A 20,087-nucleotide genomic window follows, 5' to 3' on the forward strand; every position below is an offset into this window, starting at 1 on the left:
CAACGCTTTCAGAAGCGCTTAGGCTGGTGCCATGACCAACACCACAGCCGCGCGCACACCCAGCGCCATCGATGCCGTCGCGAACGACTACTTCGCCCGCCTGCTCGAACTCGTCCCGGAGTTCGCCACCGAGCTGGGCCTGCCGGGCCAAGAGGCCGCCTACTCCGACTACTCGCCCTCCGGCGTGGCGGCCCAGACCGCCGCGGCCCGCGACGCCCTGGCCAAGCTCGCGCCCCTGGCCCCGGTGGACGCGATCGATGCGACCACGCTCGACGCGATGAACGAGCGCCTCGGGCTGGACATCGAGATCGCCGAGACCCGGCGCACCGAGCTGAACAACATTGCCTCCCCCGCCCAGGACCTGCGCGCCATCTTCGACCTGATGCCGCAGGAGACCTCCGCCGACTACGGGTTCATCGCCGAGCGGATGCACAACCTGCCCGCCGCGATGGACGGGTACATCGCCTCGCTGCGCGATTCGGCGGCGCGCGGGCTGGTCGCGGCCTCGCGGCAGGTGAAGATCGTGGTCGGCCAGGGACGGGAGTACGCCAAGGAAGGCGGCTTCTTCGACGCCCTGGCCGCCGCAGGCACAAAGGTCGACCCCGAACTCGGCGAGCGCCTGGCCGGCGGGGCCGCGGCCGCCAACGCCGCCTACCTGCGCCTGGCCAAGGCGCTCGAGTCGGAGTTGCTGCCGCTGGCGCCGGAGACGGACGCCGTGGGCCGGGAATACTATGCACTGATGTCCCGCCGCTTCCTGGGCGCCGCGGTCGACCTGGAGGAGACCTACGCCTGGGGCGTGGACGAACTGGCGAGCATCATCAAGGAGCAGGAGCGGGTGGCCGAACAGATCCGCCCCGGGGCCTCCATCGCAGAGGCCAAGGAGGTCCTGAACCAGGATCCCGCACGCCAGCTGGCGGGGACCGACGCGTTGCAGGCCTGGATGCAGGAGAAGTCCGACGCGGCGCTGGTCGCGCTGGCCGGCACGCACTTCGAGATCCCGGCGCCCATGGACCAGATCCAGTGCATGATCGCCCCCACCCAGGAAGGCGGCATCTACTACACCGGGCCCTCCGAGGACTTCAGCCGCCCGGGCCGCATGTGGTGGTCGGTGCCCGAGGGCGAGGACCAGTTCACCACCTGGTCCGAGCTGACCACCGTGTACCACGAGGGCGTGCCGGGCCACCACCTGCAGGTGGCCACCGCCGTCCTGTCCCGCGACACGCTCAACGACTGGCGCCGGCATGCCTGCTGGGTCTCGGGGCACGGCGAGGGCTGGGCGCTTTATGCCGAGCGGCTCATGCACGATCTGGGGTACCTGGCGGATCCGGGCGACTACATGGGCATGCTCGATGCCCAGCGCATGCGCGCCGCGCGCGTGGTCTTCGACATCGGCGTCCACCTGGGGCTTCAGATTCCCGAGGCCTGGGGTTCGGGGACCTGGGACAGCGAGTCAGGCTACGCGTTCCTGGAAAAGAACCTGGACATCTCGGCCGGACAGCTGGAGTTCGAGTTCACCCGCTACCTGGGTTGGCCGGGCCAGGCGCCGGCGTACAAGGTCGGGCAGCGCCTGTGGGAGCAGATCCGCGACGAGCGTGCAGCCCGCGCCGGTGACTCCTTCGACCTGAAGGCGTTCCACACCCAGGCGCTGGCGCTTGGTTCGGTGGGGCTGGACACCCTGCGCCGCGCCCTGCTGGCGTAGCCCGGGATCTTCCCTCCTCCGTTTCGGACAACCGGTGCCCGGCCGCTCCCCTCGAAGGCCGGGCACCGCTTGGCGGCACCTTGGCAGCGAAACCCGCCCAGGCGAAATATTCGAGTCTGATTAGGCATTTTGTGTGCGTCGCGGATACCCTCCCGGCCCTTTTGTCCATTTGCGTTGGCTTGAGGGTGAAGGCAAGGGTGAAACCGCGTACCGGCACTGATATCCCGCTTGATTACCTGCGATAGTTGGATTTGTTGCTGCAGAACACGCCGAGGTGACCACAACCCGGGAAACCGGAAAACTCCACTTCGCGTACAAAAGCGTTCACCGCTGGGGAAGTTCGCAGTGCGGCATGGATGCATTGCTTGGGGGCTGCATCGGTGCCGATGGGGGGAATGTTCCGAGTTGTGTTTGGTGGAAACCCTACCCCCGCCCCCGGGCATCGCATGTCCTGGGACCCTTCTGCCATAGCCATGCGGGCTTTGCGGTATCCGTTCCCTCAGACTGCCGCGGCCTAATCGACCGCTTCGACGTCCTTGCTCGGGATCAGGCCCTGCACGCGTGCCGCTTCCAGTGCGGAGGCGCGGTCGGAGACCCCCAGCTTCCGGTAGATGCTGCGCAGTTGGCTCTTGACCGTGTTCACGGAGACGAATTGCCGCTCCGCGATCTCGGCAGCGCTGCCGGTGGAAACCAGCTCCCCCAGCACCGCCAGCTCGCGGGCGCTGAGCACCGCACGGCCCAGGCCGCCGGGGATGTTCGAGACGGTGTTCGGATCGATCTTCAGCGTGATGCCCAGCTCCCTGGCTTCGGTGAGTATCCGCTCCAGGTCCGGGGCAGGCAACAGGTTCAGTGCCATCCCCAAGCCGTATTCCTCGCTCAGCGCCGCCACCATGCGAAAGGCCCCGCCGATGGCGGGACGGTTGTTCTGCTGCAGGGTTGCGGCCAGGACCAGGACCGCCTGCTGGAAACGGGTGCGCGGTTGCACGACGGCTCCCAGCGAGGTGCACAGCCGCAAGACCTCCGCGGCATCCCCCTGGGCCAGGCGCACCCGCGCCTGCAGCAAGGTCCGCGACGTTTCCGAGCCGGACCTGGCGGCGACCTTCAACGCGTTGACCGGATCCCCCGCTGCCAGATTCAGCAGGCAGGAAGCCGAAATCAGCATCTGCTTGCCGTACTTCTGTGCGACGGGTTGTTCGCGTTCGCGCACCAGGTAGCCCTGCATCCGCACCAGGGACGCCGTCGTTTCGCCGGTGACCACTGCCAGCATCGCCTCGGCCAAGCGGATGGCCGGCCAGAACTCGTTGTTGTGCTGGTCGATGCGCAACAGTTCCACCCACCGTGCGGCATCCTCGAAACGTTGTTCCTCCATGGCACACACGAAGGACGCGGCCCTGAAGGGGGTGGCGAAGTAGGCGCTGGAGGCGGGATTGGCCCAGTGCTCCGGCAAGGACTCGGCCAGCAGTGCCGACGCCTTGTGGATGTCCCCGCTGAGGGCATAAAAGTAGGCTTGGACCGTGGTTGCGTAGTGGTCGTTGTCTGCACGGTTGTGCCGTTGGTCGGCGGAGACCCCGAGCTCGGCGGCGATGAGCGCCTCGTCGTGGGCGCCGCCGGCGTGCAGGCCCAGTGCCAGCTGGATGATCATCGGGCCTTCGAACGGTCCCAGGTCGTCGCGTTGCCCGGGGTCCATGTCCCGATGCAGGGCAAGGGCGCTGCGTGCGGTCTTGACCGACAGTTCACCGATGCCGCTGAGCCTTGCGGCCACCGATTCGATCAGGACCATAACCAGTCGGTCCGCGGGCGGGGCATTGCGTCCCACGGTGCGCGCACCGGCGGCGGCCAGGGCCAGCAGTTCCAGTGTCTTGAGCTTGAACTTCCCGGTGGCGCTGTAGGCGATCGCCAGGCAGATGGCCAGCAGCGGGTACCGCGCAAGCACCGCCAGGGGCAGTTCGTCCAGCAGCACCGATCCGCGGGTGCCCAGTTCCCCCTCGAGGTATTCGTCCGCGTGCATGCGCAGGATGTCGGAGGCCAGCTGGTGGTCCGGCGCGGCCAACGCGTGTCGCAGTGCCCGGAACGCGGACCCATGGGTCATCTCGTAGCGTGCGCAAATCCGGTGCAGAGAACACAACCGGTCCTTGTCCGCGGCCAGGTAGGCGCTTGTCAGCACCCGGCGCAGCACGGGGTGCACGCAGTATTCCTCGTCGGGGTTCCGCGACGAGCGGTAGACCAGGCCCCTGCTTTCCAAATCCGGCAACCATTCCGCGGGGTGGTTCTCCGCCACCAGCGGAAGCAGCGCCCGGGGCACCGTGGTGGGCACGGCGAGCACCGCAAGGAAGTCGAGTTGTCCGGGCTCGAGTGCTTCACCCTCCAGCATCGCCTTCATGTCGCGGTCCACCGCGGCATTCACCTCGGCCAGAAACGCCCGGGCCGGCGGATCCAGTTCCAGCAGTGCGGGCGTCGGCGGACCCAGGGGCGAAGCATGCTTGCCCGGTTTGCCCCTTGCCTGGGTCGGCTCCGGAGCGCGCATGGTCTGCGCCCGGAGCTTGGCCATGCGCATGAGTTGCGGGGTGCCGCACAAATCGAGGCACAACCGCTCGGCGAAACGCTCAAGCGCGCTACCCCGGAAATAGGCCGCCGTCTCAACGGCGGTAAAGCGGAATTCATGTGGCGGAACCACGGCGACCTCGAACGAAAGCAGCGTGCGCTGGCGCTCGAGATCCAGGTACTCGTTCGTGAGAACCAGTGCGCGTCGCTCGGGATGCTCGCGGGCCATCTGCTGCACGAAGCCGGTCAGCTGGCTGTTGAACCCGGAGGTGCAGTCCTCGAGTACCACCAGGTGCGAGTCCGGGTCTTCGGCCGTCTCATAGTGCCTGGCCAGCACAAGATCCAGCGGTTCCTCGAGCTCGCTGCATTTGATCCAGCTCCAGTTCCTGGCCTGGGGATCACGCCGGGACAGCCAGTCGCGAACGGCCACGCGCTTGCCTGCTCCACGTGGTGCCCTGGCGATCACCGCCGAAGATGCCACCGCCTGGTCAAGCAAGCCATCGAGTCGGGGCCGGGACAGCGTGTCGTCGAATTTTCCCCAGATCATGCGTTCCGGCCTCCTATCCACAGCTGCGCTTCATCGGGCCCGGAGTCCAGCTCTTCCGCGGGCGCGAACGAGTAACATACAAACCGATTGGTTGAAAGCTCAGCTTAACACCGGGGCGCATCGCTATGTAATGGAACACAAATTCCCCGCAACAATCCGTTGGGGAGGACTTTTGCGTAACATTGCTCAATGTTGGCTATCCCTTGCTGGGGTCCACCGCCTAGCTTCTAATCGTGACTACCTCAAATACGACGCCCACAAGGCGCATCCCCGCTTGGGCCACGGCATTCGGCCCGCAAATCATCATCGCCCTGATCCTGGGTCTTGGCCTTGGCCTGCTGGCCAAGTACTCCGGGCACACCAAGGAAACCCCCACGGGCCTCGGCACGACCCTGGCAACCATCGGTTCCAGCTACGTTTCGCTGCTCAAGGCCGCCGTCATCCCGCTGGTCTTCTTCGCCGTGGTCGCATCGATCGCCAACCTCTCCAAGGTGACCAACGCCGCCCGCCTGGCCTGGCAGACCATCCTCTGGTTCGCCATCACCTCGCTGATCTCCGTGGTCATCGGCATGGTTCTGGGCACCGTGCTGCGCCCCGGCGCCGGCACCGGCCAGGACATACCGGCCGAGTACGACGGGCGCACCGGCGACTGGTGGGCCTTCCTCATCGGGCTGGTCCCCTCGAACTTCCTGGGCCTTGGCGCCACCTCGCAGGTCGCCGAATCCGGCGCTGTCGCCACGTCGCTGAACTTCAATGTGCTCCAGGTGCTGGTCATCGCCATCACCGTCGGCATCGCAGCGCTGAAGGTCGGCGATGCCGCCCGCCCGTTCCTGGACTGCTCCGCCGCCACGCTGGCCGTGATCCAGAAGATCCTGTGGTGGATCATCCGTCTGGCCCCGCTGGGAACCGTCGGGCTGATCGGCAACGCCGTGGCCACCTACGGCTGGGACACCATCGGCGCGCTGGGCAAGTTCTCGCTGGCCATCTACATCGGGCTGGCCGTGGTGCTCTTTGGCCTGTACCCGGTGCTGGTGCGTGCGCACGGGCTGAGCGTCAGGCAGTACTTCTCCGGCGTGTGGCCGGCCGTGCAGCTGGGCTTCGTGTCCCGCTCATCCATCGGCACCCTGCCGCTGACCCAGCGCGTGACCGAACGCAACCTGGGCGTGCCTTCGGGCTATGCCTCCTTCGCGGTGCCGTTGGGCGCCACGACCAAGATGGACGGCTGCGCCGCGATCTACCCGGCGATCTCCGCGATCTTCGTCGCCCAGTTCTTCGGCATCGACCTTTCGCTGACCGATTACCTGCTGATCGCACTGGTCTCGGTGCTCGGCTCGGCCGCCACGGCCGGGACCACCGGCGCGGTGGTCATGCTGACCCTGACGCTGTCCACCATCGGCCTGCCGCTGGCCGGCGTGGGACTGATCCTGGCCGTTGACCCGATCCTGGACATGGGCCGCACCGCGGTCAACGTCGCCGGACAGGCATTGGTGCCGACCATCGTGGCCAAGCGCGAGGGAATCCTGGATACGGAGCTGTACAACGCACCGCGCCACGGCGACCCGTTCAACGACGAATTCAAGACGGCCACCGATTCCGCCGGCCCGGGGGAAACCGAGGCGCGCGAGGTGCAGCCGGCCCCTGTCGGCTAGCGGCAACGCCGTGCGGTAGTCACGATTCTTACCAGGGCGGGTCGCCTGGTTCCCGGGATGCAAGATCCCCCGGACACCAGGCGGCCCGCCCTTTGTTGTTCCCCGGCGTCGCCCCATCCCCGGGAGTTGGCAGGGAATCGGCGTAGAAATTGCACGGCATGCAAGTTTGCACGTAGTGTAGAAAGGTGAGCTCTTCCCCCATGCCCCCGCCCTCGCGGCGTGAACTGAACAAGGCCGCCACGCGGGCGGCCATCGTGCAGGCGGCCTTCGGCCAACTGGAATCGGCCGGCTACGCCGCACTGACCGCAGAGTCCGTGGCCGACGCCGCCGGGGTCTCCCGCCGCACCTTCTTCAACTACTTCCCCTCGATCGAGGCTGCCCTGAACGAGCCGACCAAGCTCCTGCTGGAAAACGCCGTGGCAGTGCTCGACGAGCTGGACCCGGAACTGGACCTGCTCTCCGCCGCGGTGGCGACCGTCGAATCCCTCGTGGACCCGGCCCTGCTCGAGCCCATCGCCAACCTGTACCTGCTGGCCTCCGAGCACCCGCAAATGGCCCGGATGCAACTGGAGGCGTGGAACGACTGCGCCGGGGCGCTCACCGAGATCATCACCGCCCGCGCCCCGCACGGCACCCCGCTGGCCGCCACGGTCTTCGCCCACTGCGTCATCGGCGCCGGCAAGGCCGCCTTCGCCCAATGGTCCCGCGAGCTCGCAGCCGCCCCGGACCCGGCCGATCCGCGCCGCACGCAAATGCTGCGCGCCACCCTCGCCGAGGCCATCGCCCAATTGCGCGACGGCTTTCCCTCCCTGCAACAACGTGCACAGCACACACGAAAGGCCTAAGACGCCATGGCTTCCTTCCTTTACCGACTTGGTGCACTGGCCTACCGCAGGCGCTGGGCCGTCGTGGGCATCTGGGCCGTCCTGCTGCTGGTGATCGGCCTGTGCGCCGGCGCCTTCATGGGCAAGCTGTCCAACACCTTCACCATCCCCGGCACCGAAACCCAGCGCACGCTGGACCGGATGAAGGTCGAGATGCCCGAGCTGGCCGGCGGCACCGGGTCGATCGTCTTCCGTTCCCAGGACGGCGAGGCGCTGAGTGCCGCCCAACATCGGGCCATCGAATCCTCGCTGGACGATTTGGCCTCCCAGTCCGAGATCACCGAGGTCGCCAAGCCCTTCAAGCTGCAGAAACAACTCGATGAGGCCAAGCCGAAGATCGCCGAGGGGCAGGCCAAGCTCGACGACGCCGCCAAGAAACTGGCCGACGGCAAGAAGCAACTGGCCGACGGCAAGAAGCAGCTGGCCGAGGCGCAGGACGGCCTCGACTCCTGGCGCGTGCAGCTGGGTGATGCCAAGAAGGAAATCGCCGCGGGCCGCACGCAATTGGCCGCCGGGCAGGCGAAGCTCGATGCCGCCGCCAAGGAACTTGCCACCGGCGCCGCCGCGCTGAAAAGCGGGCAGGGCCAGCTGGCCGCCGGGCAGCGAAAGTGGGATGCGGGCAACCGCGAATACCAGGCCGGTGCGAAGCAGGTCGCCGAGGGCCGCAAGGCACTGGCCGCAGGGCAGGCGAAGCTCGATGCCGCCGCCCAGGACCTCGCCACCGGGCGGGCGAAGTACGACGCCGGAATGAAGGCAATCCTGAAGGGCCAGTCCCGCGCCACCGTTGAGAAGCAGCTGGCATCCGGCAAGCAGCAGGCCACGGCGGGGCTGGCCAAGCTGAAGGCGGGGATCAAGGACCTCGACGCCGGGATCACCGGGACGAAACAGCAGCTCCAAGCCGCGGAGACGGCGCTCAAGAACGCCGACACCGACGCCCGGAAGCAGGCCGCCGAGCAGGACATCGCCACCCTGGAGGGAAAGCTCAAGGCCCTGAACGGGCAAAAGGCCGAGCTGCTCAAGCAGAAGGAATCCCTGGAAGGCACGCTGTCCCGGGTCACCCGGGGCCTCGAGGGCCTGAAGGCCTTGGACGCCGCGAAGGCGAAGCTCGATGCCGGGGCCAAGGAACTGGCCACCGGGCAGGCGACGCTGAAGGCCAAGAAGGCCGAACTGGAGGCGGGTGCCGCGAAGCTTCCCGCAGCCAAGGCAAAGCTGGACGCCGGGGCCAAGGAACTGGCCGCCAACCGCTCCAAGATCCAGGCCGCAGCGGCGAAGATCTCCGCCGGCCAGGCGCAATTGCGTGCCGGGCAGGCCGAGATCGACACGAATGCCGCCAAGCTGGCCGCGGGCCAGAAGGCCATCGAGGAGAACCAGGCCAAGCTGGTCGCGGGGCAAAAGACCGTGGACGAGAAGACCGCGGCGCTGCCCGATGCCGAGGCAAAGCTTGAGGCCGGCGCCAAGGACCTGGCCGCGGGTCGCGCCGAACTGGCGTTCGCCGAGCGCCAGGCCGGTGCCTCGGCTGGCATGCGCTTCATCTCCGCGGACGGTTCCACCGCCGTGGCGCACGTGACGTTCGCCGGCTCGGCCGACGCGCTTTCCACCGCGCAGCGCGCCGACATCCAGTCCATTGCCGCCGGGCCCGAGGCCGCCGGCGTCGAGGTGCTCTTCTCCAAGGAGATCCTGCAGGACCTCTCCTCGATCTTCGGGGCCGCCGAAATCATCGGCCTGGCCGTGGCCGCCGCGGTGCTGCTGGTCATGCTCGGCACCCTGGTCGCCGCCGGGTTGCCGCTGCTCATGGCGGTGCTCGGGGTGGGCGCCGGCGTCGGCGGAACCCTCGCACTGTCCTCGCTCATCGAGATGGCCTCGATCACCCCGGCCTTGGCACTGATGCTGGGGTTGGCGGTGGGCATCGACTACTCGCTGTTCATCGTGCACCGGCACCGCCGCCAGCTGTTGGAGGGCGTGCCGCTGGGCGAATCCATCGCCCGGGCCACCGGCACCAGCGGCAACGCCGTGGTGTTTGCCGGGCTGACCGTGGTCATCGCGCTGTCCGCACTGGCCGTGCCGGGGCTCCCGTTCCTGGCCGTGCTGGGCTTCTCCGCCGCGTTCACCGTGATGATGGCGGTGCTGATCGCGATCACCCTGACCCCGGCACTGCTGGGGATCATCGGCACCCGTCTGGTCTCCAAGCGGGCCTGGGCCCGCCGGGATGCGGCCGGCGCGGCGCAGGCCCGGGCCCCGCGCAACGACGCGGGCAACCGCGGCTGGGGCGCGGTGGTCACCCGCCGCCCGTGGATCGCCGCCATCGCGTCCATCGCGGTCCTGGCCATCGTGGCGCTGCCGGCGCTGCAGCTGCGCACCGCACTGCCCGACGGCAGCGCCGAACCGGTGGACTCGGGCGCCTACAAGGCGTACGAGCAGATGAGCGACGCGTTCGGGGCGGGCTACAACGGCCCGCTGCTGGTGCTCGCCGACCTGCCGGCCGGGCTGGATGCCCGCGGTGCGGATGCGGCGAACCTCGATGTCGCCGACGCGGTGCGCAAGATCCCGGGCGTCGTGGCAGCGATCCCGGTGCAGGTCAACGACGCACGGAACCTCGGTGCGATCCAGGTGATCCCGGATGCGGGGCCGGCCAGCGCCGAAACCGAGGCACTGGTGCACGAGCTGCGCGACGCGGCGCCCGGAATCAAGGAGGCCACCGGATCGCAGATCGCGGTGACCGGGCAGGTCGCCGCGCAGGTGGATGTCTCGGAAAAGCTGGCCGAGGCGCTGCCGATGTACATCGGCATCGTCGTGGGGCTCTCGCTGGTCCTGCTGCTGCTGGTCTTCCGCTCGATCGTGGTGCCGCTGCTGGCAACCGCCGGCTTCCTGCTCTCCTTGCTGGCCGCCTTCGGCGCCACCGTGGCGGTCTACCAATTCGGCTGGCTGGGCGGCTTCTTCGACGTGAACGTGCCGGGGCCGATCATGAGCTTCCTGCCGATCCTGCTCACCGGCATCCTGTTCGGGCTGGCCATGGACTACCAGGTGTTCCTGGTGGCCGGCATGCGCGAGTCCTTCGCGCACGGTCAGCCGGCGCGCGCCGCGGTGCGCTCGGGCTTCGCCCACTCGGCCCCGGTGGTCACCGCCGCGGCGTTGATCATGACCTCGGTGTTCGCCGGGTTCGTGTTCTCGCACCTGACGATGATCCGGGCCATCGGGTTCTCGCTGGCGATCGGCGTGCTCTTTGACGCGTTCATCGTGCGCATGACACTGACCCCGGCGATCATGCACCTGCTGGGGCACCGCGCCTGGTACATCCCGCGCTGGCTCGACAAGATCCTGCCGGATGTGGACGTGGAGGGTTCGAAGATCGCCGCGCGCACCGCCGACGGGACGGACGGGGCCGAGGCACCGGATGCGGGCCACGGTGACGGACACGGACCCCAGGGGCCCTCCGCCCGGGATACGGTTGATGCATGAGCCAGAACCTGAACCCCAGCACCAACGCCACCGCCACCGATCCGCGCGGGGAAATCGAGAACCCCGAGGACCTGCCGTTGCTGGTGCTGGCCTCGGCCTCCCCGGGACGGGCCAAGGTGCTCACCGACGCCGGGATCGACTTCGCCGTCCAGGTCTCCGCGGTTGACGAGGACGCGGCACTGGCAAGCGCCGTCGAGCGCTTCGGCGAGCTGGGCCCGGCGGACACCGCGCTGCTGCTGGCCAAGTCCAAGGCCGAGGACGTCGCCTCCACCGAAGAGGCCGACGGCGCGGTGGTGCTGGGCTGCGACTCGGTCTTCGAGTTCGAGGGCGTGATCTACGGCAAGCCGTATACCGCGGAAGTCGCCACCGAACGCTGGGCGGCCATGAGCGGGAAGTCAGGAATCCTGCACACCGGCCACTGGCTCATCGACAACCGCTCCGAGGAGGACGGGGACGGCGGTTCCGGGGCGACCATCGGCGCCGTCTCCTCGACCCGCGTGGACTTCGAGCAGGTCGACGCGGAGGAGATCGCTGCCTACGTGGCCACCGGCGAACCGCTGCCGTGCGCCGGCGGGTTCACCATCGACGGGCGCGGGGCCGCTTTCATCCGCGGCATCGAGGGCAACCCGCACACCGTGATCGGGCTGAACGTGGCCACGCTGCGCGAGCTGCTGCACGAGGCCGAACTGTCGATCTCCGACGTCTGGGTCTAACCAGGCATGGCACCGCCCGAGGGCCCGCACCGAAACCCGGTGCGGGCCCTCGGTCGTGGTTGGCAGCTCGAGGGCGGGCACCTTCGCTACACGTGCCGCAGCGGCAAACTGTTGTAGGACTCCTACAAAGAAATCACGACCTACTCCCGACACAGGGGGTTTTGGGGGTGCACATCCCACAAACGCAGGTAGGCTCCACAAGAGCATATTTAAGGAGATAGCCCCTGCCATGAGTCATTTGACGAAGGTTCTCATCGCCAATCGCGGAGAAATCGCCGTACGCATCATCCGCGCCGCCCGCGATGAGGGCATTGGATCGGTTGCCGTGTACGCCGAACCGGACCGCGATGCCTTGCATTCCCGTCTGGCCGACGAGGCCTATTCCCTGGGCGGTTCCACCGCGGCGGAGTCCTACCTGGACATCAGCAAGATCCTCGAGGTCGCCAAGCGCTCCGGCGCGGACTCGGTGCACCCGGGCTACGGCTTCCTCGCGGAAAACGCCATCTTCGCCCAGGCCGTGATCGATGCCGGGCTGACCTGGATCGGTCCCCCGCCCTCGGCCATCGACCAGCTGGGCGACAAGGTCCGGGCCCGCCACCTGGCCGAAAAGGTCGGCGCCCCGCTGGTTCCCGGCACCAAGGATCCGGTCGCCTCCACCGACGAGGTGCTGGCATTCGCCGACGAGCACGGGCTCCCGCTGGCCATCAAGGCCGCCTACGGCGGCGGCGGACGCGGCATCAAGGTCGTGCGCAACCGCGAGGAAATCCCCGAGCTCTACGACTCGGCGGTCCGCGAGGCCGTTGCCGCCTTCGGGCGCGGCGAATGCTTCGTCGAACGCTTCCTGGATGCCCCGCGCCACGTGGAGACCCAGTGCCTGGCCGACGTGCACGGCAACGTCGTGGTGGTTTCCACCCGCGACTGCTCGCTGCAGCGCCGCAACCAGAAGCTCGTCGAGGAGGCCCCCGCGCCGTTCCTGACCGAGGAACAGAACACCCGCCTCTACGAGGCGTCCAAGGCCATCATGCGCGAGGCAGGCTACGTGGGAGCGGGCACCTGCGAGTTCCTCGTGGGCCAGGACGGGGTCATTTCCTTCCTGGAGGTCAACACCCGCCTGCAGGTCGAGCACACCATCTCCGAGGAGGTCACCGGCATCGACCTGGTGCGCGAGCAGTTCCGGCTGGCCCGCGGCGAGGCTCTGGGCTACACCGACCCCGAGGTGCGCGGGCACTCCTTCGAGTTCCGCATCAACGGCGAGGATGCCGGGCGCGGCTTCATGCCGGCACCGGGCACCATCACCACCATGAACCTGCCCACCGGGCCGGGCGTGCGCATCGACTCGGGCGTCGAGGCGGGGGAAACCGTCTCGGGGAACTTCGACTCGATGATCGCCAAGCTGATCGTCACCGGCGCCACCCGGGCCCAGGCCGCCGCCCGCGCCCGCCGCGCGCTGGACGAGTTCCGCATCGAGGGCATGCCCACGGTGCTGCCCTTCCACCGCGCAGTGATGGCCGATGCTGCATTCACCCCGGAATCGGGCCCGTTCTCCATCCACACCCGCTGGATCGAGACCGAGTTCTCCAACGAGATCCCCGCCTGGGACCCGGCCACCGCCGGCACCCCCGGTGAGGACGAGGGGCGCAACGCCATCACCGTCGAGGTCGGCGGCAAGCGCCTGGAGGTCGTGCTGCCCGCATCCCTGGGCACCATGTCTTCGTCGCCCAACGGCAAAACGCGGAAGAAGAAGCGTTCCTCGCGCTCCACCGCCGCAGCCGGCAGCTCCGGGACGGACCTGGTCTCCCCCATGCAGGGCACCATCGTCAAGGTCGCCGTGGCCGACGGGGACACCGTCTCCGAGGGCGACTTGATCGTGGTCCTGGAGGCCATGAAGATGGAACAGCCGCTGACCGCGCACTGCGACGGGGTGGTCTCCGGGCTCAGCGCCGTTCCGGGAGACACCGTCTCGGCCGGAACCGTGCTGGCCTCCATCGGCGAGTAGCACCGCCCGGACACCGCACCGAACAGGGCGGCCCGGTCTTCCTCGTGGAGACCGGGCCGCCCTTTCGCATTATCGTGCCACTGCTTGTCTTGTTGACGCCGGTTCGCTGAATTCCTTCCAATCCCCCGCGCGCGTTGTCTCGGAGGCGGGCGTTCGGCCATAGGCTGGTGCCCATGTCAGCAGCAGATCTGGCGGTGCCTGCGCCGGATCCGCGCACCGACCCGCCGGCGCGCGGCAGCGAGCGCGAAACCCTGACGTGATTCCTGGGCCACCAACGCCGCACCCTGGTGCTCAAGTGCGCCGGGCTCACCGCGGCTGAGCTGGGCACCCGCGCGGTGCCGCCCTCCGGGCTGTCCCTGCTGGGCCTGGTGCGGCACCTGAGCGACGTGGAGCGGTTCCGGCTCCGCGCCTGCCTGGCCGGGGCCCCGGCACCGCAGCTGTACCGGGGCCCGGACGGGAACGGCAGCGATTTCGGCTTCCCGGCACCCGATGCCCGGATGGTGGCACTGTCCCGCGCCGCGTGGAAGGCCGAGACGGCCTTTGCCGATGCCGCCCTGGACTCCGAGCCACTGGATCGTGCGGTGCCGCCGGATGCCACGGGACGGTTCCGGTGCGCTGGATCCTGGTGCACCTCATCGAGGAGTACTCCCGGCACAACGGCCATGCGGACCTGCTGCGCGAATGCCTCGACGGGAGGGTGGGCGAGTAGCCGCCCAGGCGTTAACGCACGCTGCCCGCCGTCCGTGGGGATGGCGGGCAGCGGTCGAAGCCGGTGCTAGGAGACGTTGTTCTCGAAGTCGACGTTGGTGGTGTCCTTGGTCAGGAACAGGGCAATGAGCGTGAGCACCGCGGCAGCGGCCAGGTAGACGCCCACCCAGACGGTGTTGCCGCCACCGAACTGCCACAGCGCAATGGCCACGAACGACGCGGGAGCCGCACCGATGACCGAGGACATGTTGTAGGCGATGGCCGATCCGGTGTAGCGCACGTTCGAGGGGAACAGCTCGGGCAGGTAGGCCGCCATGGGCCCGAAGGTCAGGCCCATGAGCGTGAAGCCGATGACCAGGCCGGCCATCGCCGCACCCTTGCCGGGGCCGAACATCAGGGTCCAGGTCGCGCCGAAGAGCAAGATGCCCAGGGTGACCCAGATCAGGAACTTGCGGCGGCCGAACTTCTCGGCCAGCGGGCCGGAGACGACGGTGAAGATGCCGAAGAAGACGACGCCGATGATCAGCATGGTCAGGAACTCGGGGCGCGCGATGCCCAGGCCCGGAACGAAGGCGGCCTCGGCGGCCGCGTCAAAGACCTTGCCCTTGGCCTCGGCGGCGGCGCGGGCCACTTCCACGGTGGCCGGCGAGGTGCCGTAGGTCAGCGTGAAGGAGGTGGTGAGGTAGAAGAGCACGTAGGTGGCCAGCATGATGAACGTGCCCGCCAGCGTCGGGCGCCAGTGGTATTTCATGGTGGTCTTGAACGGCGAGTTGGCAACCTTGTCCTGCGCCACGACCTTCTGGAAGGACAGTGATTCGACCAGCTTGAGCCGGACCCACAAGCCCACGGCAACCATCACGGCCGAGAGGATGAACGGCACGCGCCAGCCCCAGGCCATGAACTGCTCGGGGGTCAGGCCCAGCTGCAGGCCCACGAAGATCAGGTTGGCGATGATGAAGCCGATGGGCGCACCCAGCTGCGGGAACGTGCCGTAGATGGCGCGCTTGTTCGCCGGGGCGTTCTCGGTGGCCAGCAGCGCTGCGCCTGACCATTCCCCGCCCAGGGCCAGTCCCTGTGCGAAGCGCAGCAGCACCAGCATCAGCGGGGCCAGCACCACGAAGTTGCCCTGGGCCGCGGGCAGGAAGCCGATCAAGAAGGTGGCGATGCCCATGAGCAGCAGCGAGGCCACCAGGGTTCCCTTGCGTCCGACCTTGTCGCCGAAGTGCCCGAAGAGCACCGAACCAACGGGGCGGGCCACGAAGGCCACACCGAAGATCGCGAACGAGGACAGGATCGCGTTGACGTTCGAGGCGTTCGGGAAGAACAGCGTCGGGAAAACCAGCACCGATGCGGTGGCATAGGCGTAGAAGTCGAAAAATTCAATGGTGGTGCCGATGAGGCTGGCAAACAGCACGCGTCCGCGTGTGTTTTCCTTCGGTGCGACGACCGCGGTCTTGTTGGACATGGGCTCGTGATTCTCTTGGTGGATTCCTGCAAGTTACTACGTGACAAGTTTAGGTTGGACGTCCACTCTGCGGACAGTCCTTCCACTATTTGGACAAGTGTGCTGCGGATCTCACCCGTTCCGTGCACCAGCATGCCACGGGGCGGCACCGAATGCGGGCAAAAAAGAACGAACCGCCGCAACGGGCACCAGGGTCGGTGCACATTGCGGCGGTTCGGCCACGGTGCCGGCGTGCCGGCGGAGGGTCCTAGAGGTGGACGTGCAGGCGGCGCGCCGCCTCGGAGATGGAGCCGGAGAGCGAAGGGTAGACCGAGAAGGTCTCGGCAATGTCATCGACGTGCAGCTTGTTGTGCACCGCCAGGGCGATCGGGAAGATCAGCTCGGAGGCGCGCGGGGCGACCACGACGCCGCCGATGACGGTTCCGGAGCCGCGGCGCGCGATGATCTTCACGAAGCCCTGGGTCACGTTCATCATCTTGGCCCTGGCATTGGTCGCCAAATCCAACTTGATGATGTCGGCCTGGTACTTGCCCTCGTCGACCATCCGCTCGGTGACGCCGACCGTGGCGATTTCCGGGGAGGTGAAGATGTTGGAGGAAACCTCGTTGAGCTTCAGCGGCTTGACCGAGTCGCCCAGGAGGTGCGCCATGGCAATGCGCCCCTGCATCGCGGAGACCGAGGCCAGCGCGAACACGCCGGTGCAGTCGCCCGCGGCGTAGACGTTGGTGGCGGTGGTGCGCGAAACGCCATCGACCTGGATGTGGCCGGACTCGGAGAGCTTGATGCCCGCTTCCTCCAGCCCGATGCCTGCGGTGTTGGGGATCGATCCGACGGCCACCAGGCAGTGGCTGCCCACGATGACCCGGCCGTCGCCCAGGGTGACCTTGACGGTGTCGCCGTCGCGTTCCACGGCCTCGGCGCGGGACTTTGCCACGACGTTGACGCCGTTGAGCTTGAAGGCCTCTTCGAGGACCTCGGCGGCGTCGGCATCCTCGCCGGGAAGCACGCGGTCGCGCGAGGACACCAGGGTGACCTTGGTGCCCAAGAGATTGTAGGCCGAGGCGAACTCGGCACCCGTGACACCGGAACCGACAACGATCAGGTGCTCGGGGATTTCCTTGAGGTTGTAGACCTGGGTCCAGTTGAAGATGCGCTCCCCGTCGGGAATCGCGGTGGGCAGCTCGCGCGGGTGGGCGCCAACGGAAACCAGCAGCGCGTCGGCCTCGATGGTCTCGGTGCTGCCGTCGGCGCGGGCAACCTCGACGGTGGAGGCGTCGAGCAGCCTGCCCTCGCCGATGACCACGCGCACCCCGACGCGCTCCAGGCCCATGTGGATGTCCGAGGACTGCTCGCGGGCCAGCTCCAGCAGGCGGGAGTTCACCACGGAGAGGTCGGCGACCGCCTCGGTGTCCGCGTCGCCGACCTCGACGCCGAATTCGCGCGCGCCGGTGACCCTGCGCATGGCATCGGCCGTGGCCACCAGGGTCTTGGACGGGACGACGTCGGTCAGCACGGCGGAGCCGCCCATTCCCGCTCGTTCGACGATGGTGACCTGGGCGCCGAGCTGGGCGCCGACCATCGCGGCCTCGTAGCCACCGGGGCCACCGCCGAGTATTACCAGCCTGGGGGAATTGAAATCGCGTTGTGCACTCACGATCCCCCATTCTTCCCTACCGCGCGGTTAAGTGCACAACGCACACGCTGGGGCACGCACGGCAATCGGCCGCGCGCGGGTCGGGCGCCGGGCGCCGGGCACCGGCCACCTGACAATGCGGGGTTCCGCCGGTAGGTTTAACCCCGTGATCAACAACGAATCCGCCCCCTTTGACCTGGCCACCGCCGCCGCCGCCAAGATCGCCGAACTCACCGGCGTCCCGACCCATGACATCGCCCTGGTGCTGGGCTCCGGATGGGGCGAGGCGGCGGACCTGATCGGCGAGACCACCCACCGCATCGACGCCACCGAGTTGCCCGGCTTCCACCCCGCCGCGGTCCCGGGGCACGTCGGCACGATTTCCTCGGTGCTTGCCAATGGCGGCAAGCGCGTGCTGGTGCTTGGCGCCCGCACCCACTACTACGAGGGCAAGGGCGTGCGCGCCGTGGTCCACGGGGTGCGCACCGCCGCCGCGGCAGGGGCCAAGACCCTGGTGCTGACCAACGGCTGCGGCGGGCTGAACCCCGCCTGGACCCCGGGCACCCCGGTGCTGATTGCCGACCACATCAACCTCACCGCCGCCTCCCCGCTGGAGGGTGCGACGTTCGTGGATCTGACCGACCTGTACTCCTCGCGCATCCGTGACCTGGCCCGCGAGGTCGACCCGTCCCTGGACGAGGGCGTGTACGCGCAATTCACCGGCCCGCACTACGAGACCCCCGCCGAGGTGCGCTACGCCAAGGCGATCGGCGCCGACCTGGTGGGCATGTCCACCGCGCTGGAGGCCATCGCCGCACGCCACGCGGGCCTGGAGGTCTTCGGCATCTCCCTGGTCACCAATCTGGCCGCCGGCATCTCCGCCACCGCGCTGAGCCACGAAGAGGTCATCGAGGCAGGCCAAGCCGCCGGCCCGCGGATCTCCGCGTTGCTGGCCGACATCGTCGCCAAGCTCTAGCCGCCACCGAGCACCCCGCACCCAAGAACCCGTCGCACAAAGGAAGTCAGCCACATGAGCAGCCCCGCACCGGATACCGCCTTGCTGGATCGTGCCGCCGCCTGGGCGGACCAGGATCCCGACGCCGCCACCGCCGCGCAGCTGAGGGCACTGTGCGCGAAGGTTGCCGCCGGTGACCGGGCCGCGCACGCCGAGCTGGCGGACCGCTTCGCGGGGAACCTGGCCTTCGGCACCGCGGGGCTGCGCGCGGAGCTCGGCGCCGGGCCGAACCGGATGAACTCGATGGTGGTGCGCCGCACCGCCGCCGGCATCGGGCGCTTCCTGCTGGCCACTGCCGACGGCGCCTATATTCCGCGCGCTGTCATCGGCTACGACGCGAGGCACAACTCGGATGTCTTTGCCCGCGAGTCCGCCGCGGTGCTCACCGCCGCCGGGATCCAGGTGCAGCTGTTGCCCTCGGCCCTGCCCACCCCGGTGCTGGCCTGGGCCGTGCGCGAGCTGGGCACCGAGGCCGGGATCATGGTCACGGCCAGCCACAATCCGCGGGCCGACAACGGCTACAAGGTCTATCTGGGCGGGCGCGTCGAAACCGGGTGGGGCCAGGGCGCGCAGATCGTCGCTCCCATGGATGCGCAGATCGCCGCACGGATCAACCACGACGAACCCATGGCGAACATCGCGCTGGCCGCCGACGGCTGGGAGGTGCTGCCCGGCGCCGGGGCGCCCGGGGACGTGGAGGGCGCCTATCTGGATGCCATCGCCTCGGTGGTCCCCCGGGCAGACGGCACGGCAAGCGACTCGCTGGCGGCGGCACGGGAGTCCCTGCGGATCGTGCTGACCCCGATGCACGGGGTCGGCGGGCACACCATGGCCCAGGCCCTGGGGCAGGCGGGCTTCTCGCGGGTGCGCCTGGTGGCCGAGCAGGCCGAGCCCGACCCGGATTTCCCCACAGTCTCCTTCCCGAACCCGGAGGAACCCGGCGCCCTTGACCTCGCGCTCGCCCTGGCCGGGGCCACCGATGCCGACCTGGTCATCGCCAACGACCCCGATGCGGACCGCTGCGCCGCGGCCGTCAAGTTTGAGGGCACCGGCTGGCGGATGCTGCGCGGGGACGAGCTTGGCTGGCTGCTGGGCGACCGCGCCGCCGCGAAGGCCGCGGCGGGCACGGTGCTGGCCAACTCCATCGTCTCCTCGCGCATGCTTGCCTCCATCGCCGCGGCCCATTCCCTGGCGCACGAGAACACGCTGACCGGGTTCAAGTGGATTTCCCGCGTGCCCGCCCTGGCCTTCGGCTACGAGGAGGCGCTGGGCTATTGCGTGGCACCGGCCCTGGTGCGCGACAAGGACGGGCTCTCCGCCGCGCTGCTGCTGGCCGACTACGCCGCCGAGCTCAAGGCCGCCGGGTCCTCGCTCCCCGAGGTACTCGATTCCCTGGCGCTGGCCCACGGGCTGCACACCACCGACCAGCTCTCGGTGCGCGTGGCTGACCTGGGGCTGCTGGACACCATGATGGCCGCGTTGCGCTCGGCCCCGCCGGCCACCCTGGGCGGGGAAGAAGTCACAGGGTTCGAGGATCTGTCCCTGGGGGCGAACCTGCCGCCGACCGACGGGCTGCTCTTTGCCACCGCGGCCAACACCCGGGTGATCGTGCGCCCCTCGGGCACCGAGCCGAAGCTCAAGTGCTACCTTGAAACCATCACCGCCGTGGCCGGCCCCGCCGGGCTTCCGGCGGCCCGCGCCGCGGCCACCGGGTCGCTGGGGCGCATCAAGCAGGAACTCGCGGACCTGCTCCACGGGTGAGCCCCGCTCTCCCGCACATT

Annotated in this window: 12 protein-coding genes and 1 pseudogene; 10 read left to right on the forward strand and 3 right to left on the reverse strand. The window is 68.6% G+C overall.

Annotated elements, in window-relative coordinates; translation table 11 throughout:
- Nucleotides 1-31 precede the first annotated feature (31 nt).
- Complete coding sequence (locus DQ353_RS03715) at nucleotides 32-1,699, forward strand: DUF885 domain-containing protein (RefSeq protein ID WP_113761434.1); 1,668 nt, start codon at nucleotides 32-34, stop codon at nucleotides 1,697-1,699.
- A 514-nt stretch (nucleotides 1,700-2,213) separates the two neighbouring features.
- Here DQ353_RS03715 and DQ353_RS03720 read toward each other — a convergent pair.
- Nucleotides 2,214-4,787, reverse strand: a complete 2,574-nt coding sequence (locus DQ353_RS03720; protein WP_113761435.1) for a helix-turn-helix transcriptional regulator — start codon at nucleotides 4,785-4,787, stop codon at nucleotides 2,214-2,216.
- A 233-nt stretch (nucleotides 4,788-5,020) separates the two neighbouring features.
- Here DQ353_RS03720 and DQ353_RS03725 point away from each other — a divergent pair, with 233 nt between their 5' ends.
- The 7 genes and pseudogenes from DQ353_RS03725 (at nucleotide 5,021) to DQ353_RS21965 (ending at nucleotide 14,194) form a co-directional block, all read left to right on the forward strand.
- On the forward strand, nucleotides 5,021-6,436 hold the full coding sequence (locus tag DQ353_RS03725) for a dicarboxylate/amino acid:cation symporter (RefSeq protein ID WP_502696368.1): 1,416 nt from the start codon (nucleotides 5,021-5,023) through the stop codon (nucleotides 6,434-6,436).
- 185 nt (nucleotides 6,437-6,621) lie between these two features.
- Nucleotides 6,622-7,281, forward strand: a complete 660-nt coding sequence (locus DQ353_RS03730) for a TetR/AcrR family transcriptional regulator (RefSeq protein WP_181578224.1) — start codon at nucleotides 6,622-6,624, stop codon at nucleotides 7,279-7,281.
- A 6-nt stretch (nucleotides 7,282-7,287) separates the two neighbouring features.
- Nucleotides 7,288-10,776, forward strand: a complete 3,489-nt coding sequence (locus tag DQ353_RS03735; protein ID WP_113761438.1) for an MMPL family transporter — start codon at nucleotides 7,288-7,290, stop codon at nucleotides 10,774-10,776.
- 71 nt (nucleotides 10,777-10,847) lie between these two features.
- Entirely contained in the window at nucleotides 10,848-11,489 is a 642-nt protein-coding gene (locus DQ353_RS03740; RefSeq protein WP_113761579.1) for a Maf family protein, read from the forward strand.
- Between the two features lie 229 nt (nucleotides 11,490-11,718).
- Nucleotides 11,719-13,485 carry an acetyl/propionyl/methylcrotonyl-CoA carboxylase subunit alpha gene (locus DQ353_RS03745; protein WP_113761439.1) on the forward strand — a complete coding sequence of 589 codons (1,767 nt, stop codon included), beginning with the start codon at nucleotides 11,719-11,721 and terminating at the stop codon, nucleotides 13,483-13,485.
- A gap of 287 nt (nucleotides 13,486-13,772) precedes the next feature.
- Nucleotides 13,773-14,015, forward strand: a pseudogene (locus DQ353_RS22505) (mycothiol transferase); the annotation flags it as partial.
- Between the two features lie 80 nt (nucleotides 14,016-14,095).
- A complete protein-coding gene (locus tag DQ353_RS21965; RefSeq protein WP_286166587.1) occupies nucleotides 14,096-14,194 on the forward strand; it encodes a mycothiol transferase in 99 nt (32 codons plus the stop codon).
- Between the two features lie 66 nt (nucleotides 14,195-14,260).
- Here the strand turns inward: DQ353_RS21965 and DQ353_RS03755 are convergent, their stop codons facing one another.
- Together DQ353_RS03755 and DQ353_RS03760 are read right to left on the reverse strand one after the other, a co-directional pair.
- A complete protein-coding gene (locus DQ353_RS03755) occupies nucleotides 14,261-15,658 on the reverse strand; it encodes an MFS transporter (protein ID WP_113761440.1) in 1,398 nt (465 codons plus the stop codon).
- A 247-nt stretch (nucleotides 15,659-15,905) separates the two neighbouring features.
- Nucleotides 15,906-17,312 carry an NAD(P)H-quinone dehydrogenase gene (locus DQ353_RS03760; protein ID WP_113761441.1) on the reverse strand — a complete coding sequence of 469 codons (1,407 nt, stop codon included), beginning with the start codon at nucleotides 17,310-17,312 and terminating at the stop codon, nucleotides 15,906-15,908.
- Nucleotides 17,313-17,427: 115 nt separating this feature from the next.
- Here DQ353_RS03760 and DQ353_RS03765 point away from each other — a divergent pair, with 115 nt between their 5' ends.
- Entirely contained in the window at nucleotides 17,428-18,267 is an 840-nt protein-coding gene (locus tag DQ353_RS03765; RefSeq protein WP_113761442.1) for a purine-nucleoside phosphorylase, read from the forward strand.
- 54 nt (nucleotides 18,268-18,321) lie between these two features.
- Nucleotides 18,322-20,067, forward strand: a complete 1,746-nt coding sequence (locus DQ353_RS03770; protein WP_113761443.1) for a phospho-sugar mutase — start codon at nucleotides 18,322-18,324, stop codon at nucleotides 20,065-20,067.
- Nucleotides 20,068-20,087: the final 20 nt, after the last annotated feature.

The organism is Arthrobacter sp. AQ5-05, from assembly GCF_003287975.1.
Lineage (GTDB): Bacteria > Actinomycetota > Actinomycetes > Actinomycetales > Micrococcaceae > Paeniglutamicibacter.

What these genes read in the sequence shown, in the direction of transcription:
- DQ353_RS03715 (WP_113761434.1), top strand. Translation starts at nt 32, where the DNA reads ATGACCAACACCACAGCCGCGCGCACACCCAGCGCCATCGATGCCGTC.
- DQ353_RS03720 (WP_113761435.1), bottom strand. Translation starts at nt 4,787, where the DNA reads ATGATCTGGGGAAAATTCGACGACACGCTGTCCCGGCCCCGACTCGAT.
- DQ353_RS03735 (WP_113761438.1), top strand. Translation starts at nt 7,288, where the DNA reads ATGGCTTCCTTCCTTTACCGACTTGGTGCACTGGCCTACCGCAGGCGC.
- DQ353_RS03745 (WP_113761439.1), top strand. Translation starts at nt 11,719, where the DNA reads ATGAGTCATTTGACGAAGGTTCTCATCGCCAATCGCGGAGAAATCGCC.
- DQ353_RS03755 (WP_113761440.1), bottom strand. Translation starts at nt 15,658, where the DNA reads ATGTCCAACAAGACCGCGGTCGTCGCACCGAAGGAAAACACACGCGGA.
- DQ353_RS03765 (WP_113761442.1), top strand. Translation starts at nt 17,428, where the DNA reads ATGCGGGGTTCCGCCGGTAGGTTTAACCCCGTGATCAACAACGAATCC.
- DQ353_RS03770 (WP_113761443.1), top strand. Translation starts at nt 18,322, where the DNA reads ATGAGCAGCCCCGCACCGGATACCGCCTTGCTGGATCGTGCCGCCGCC.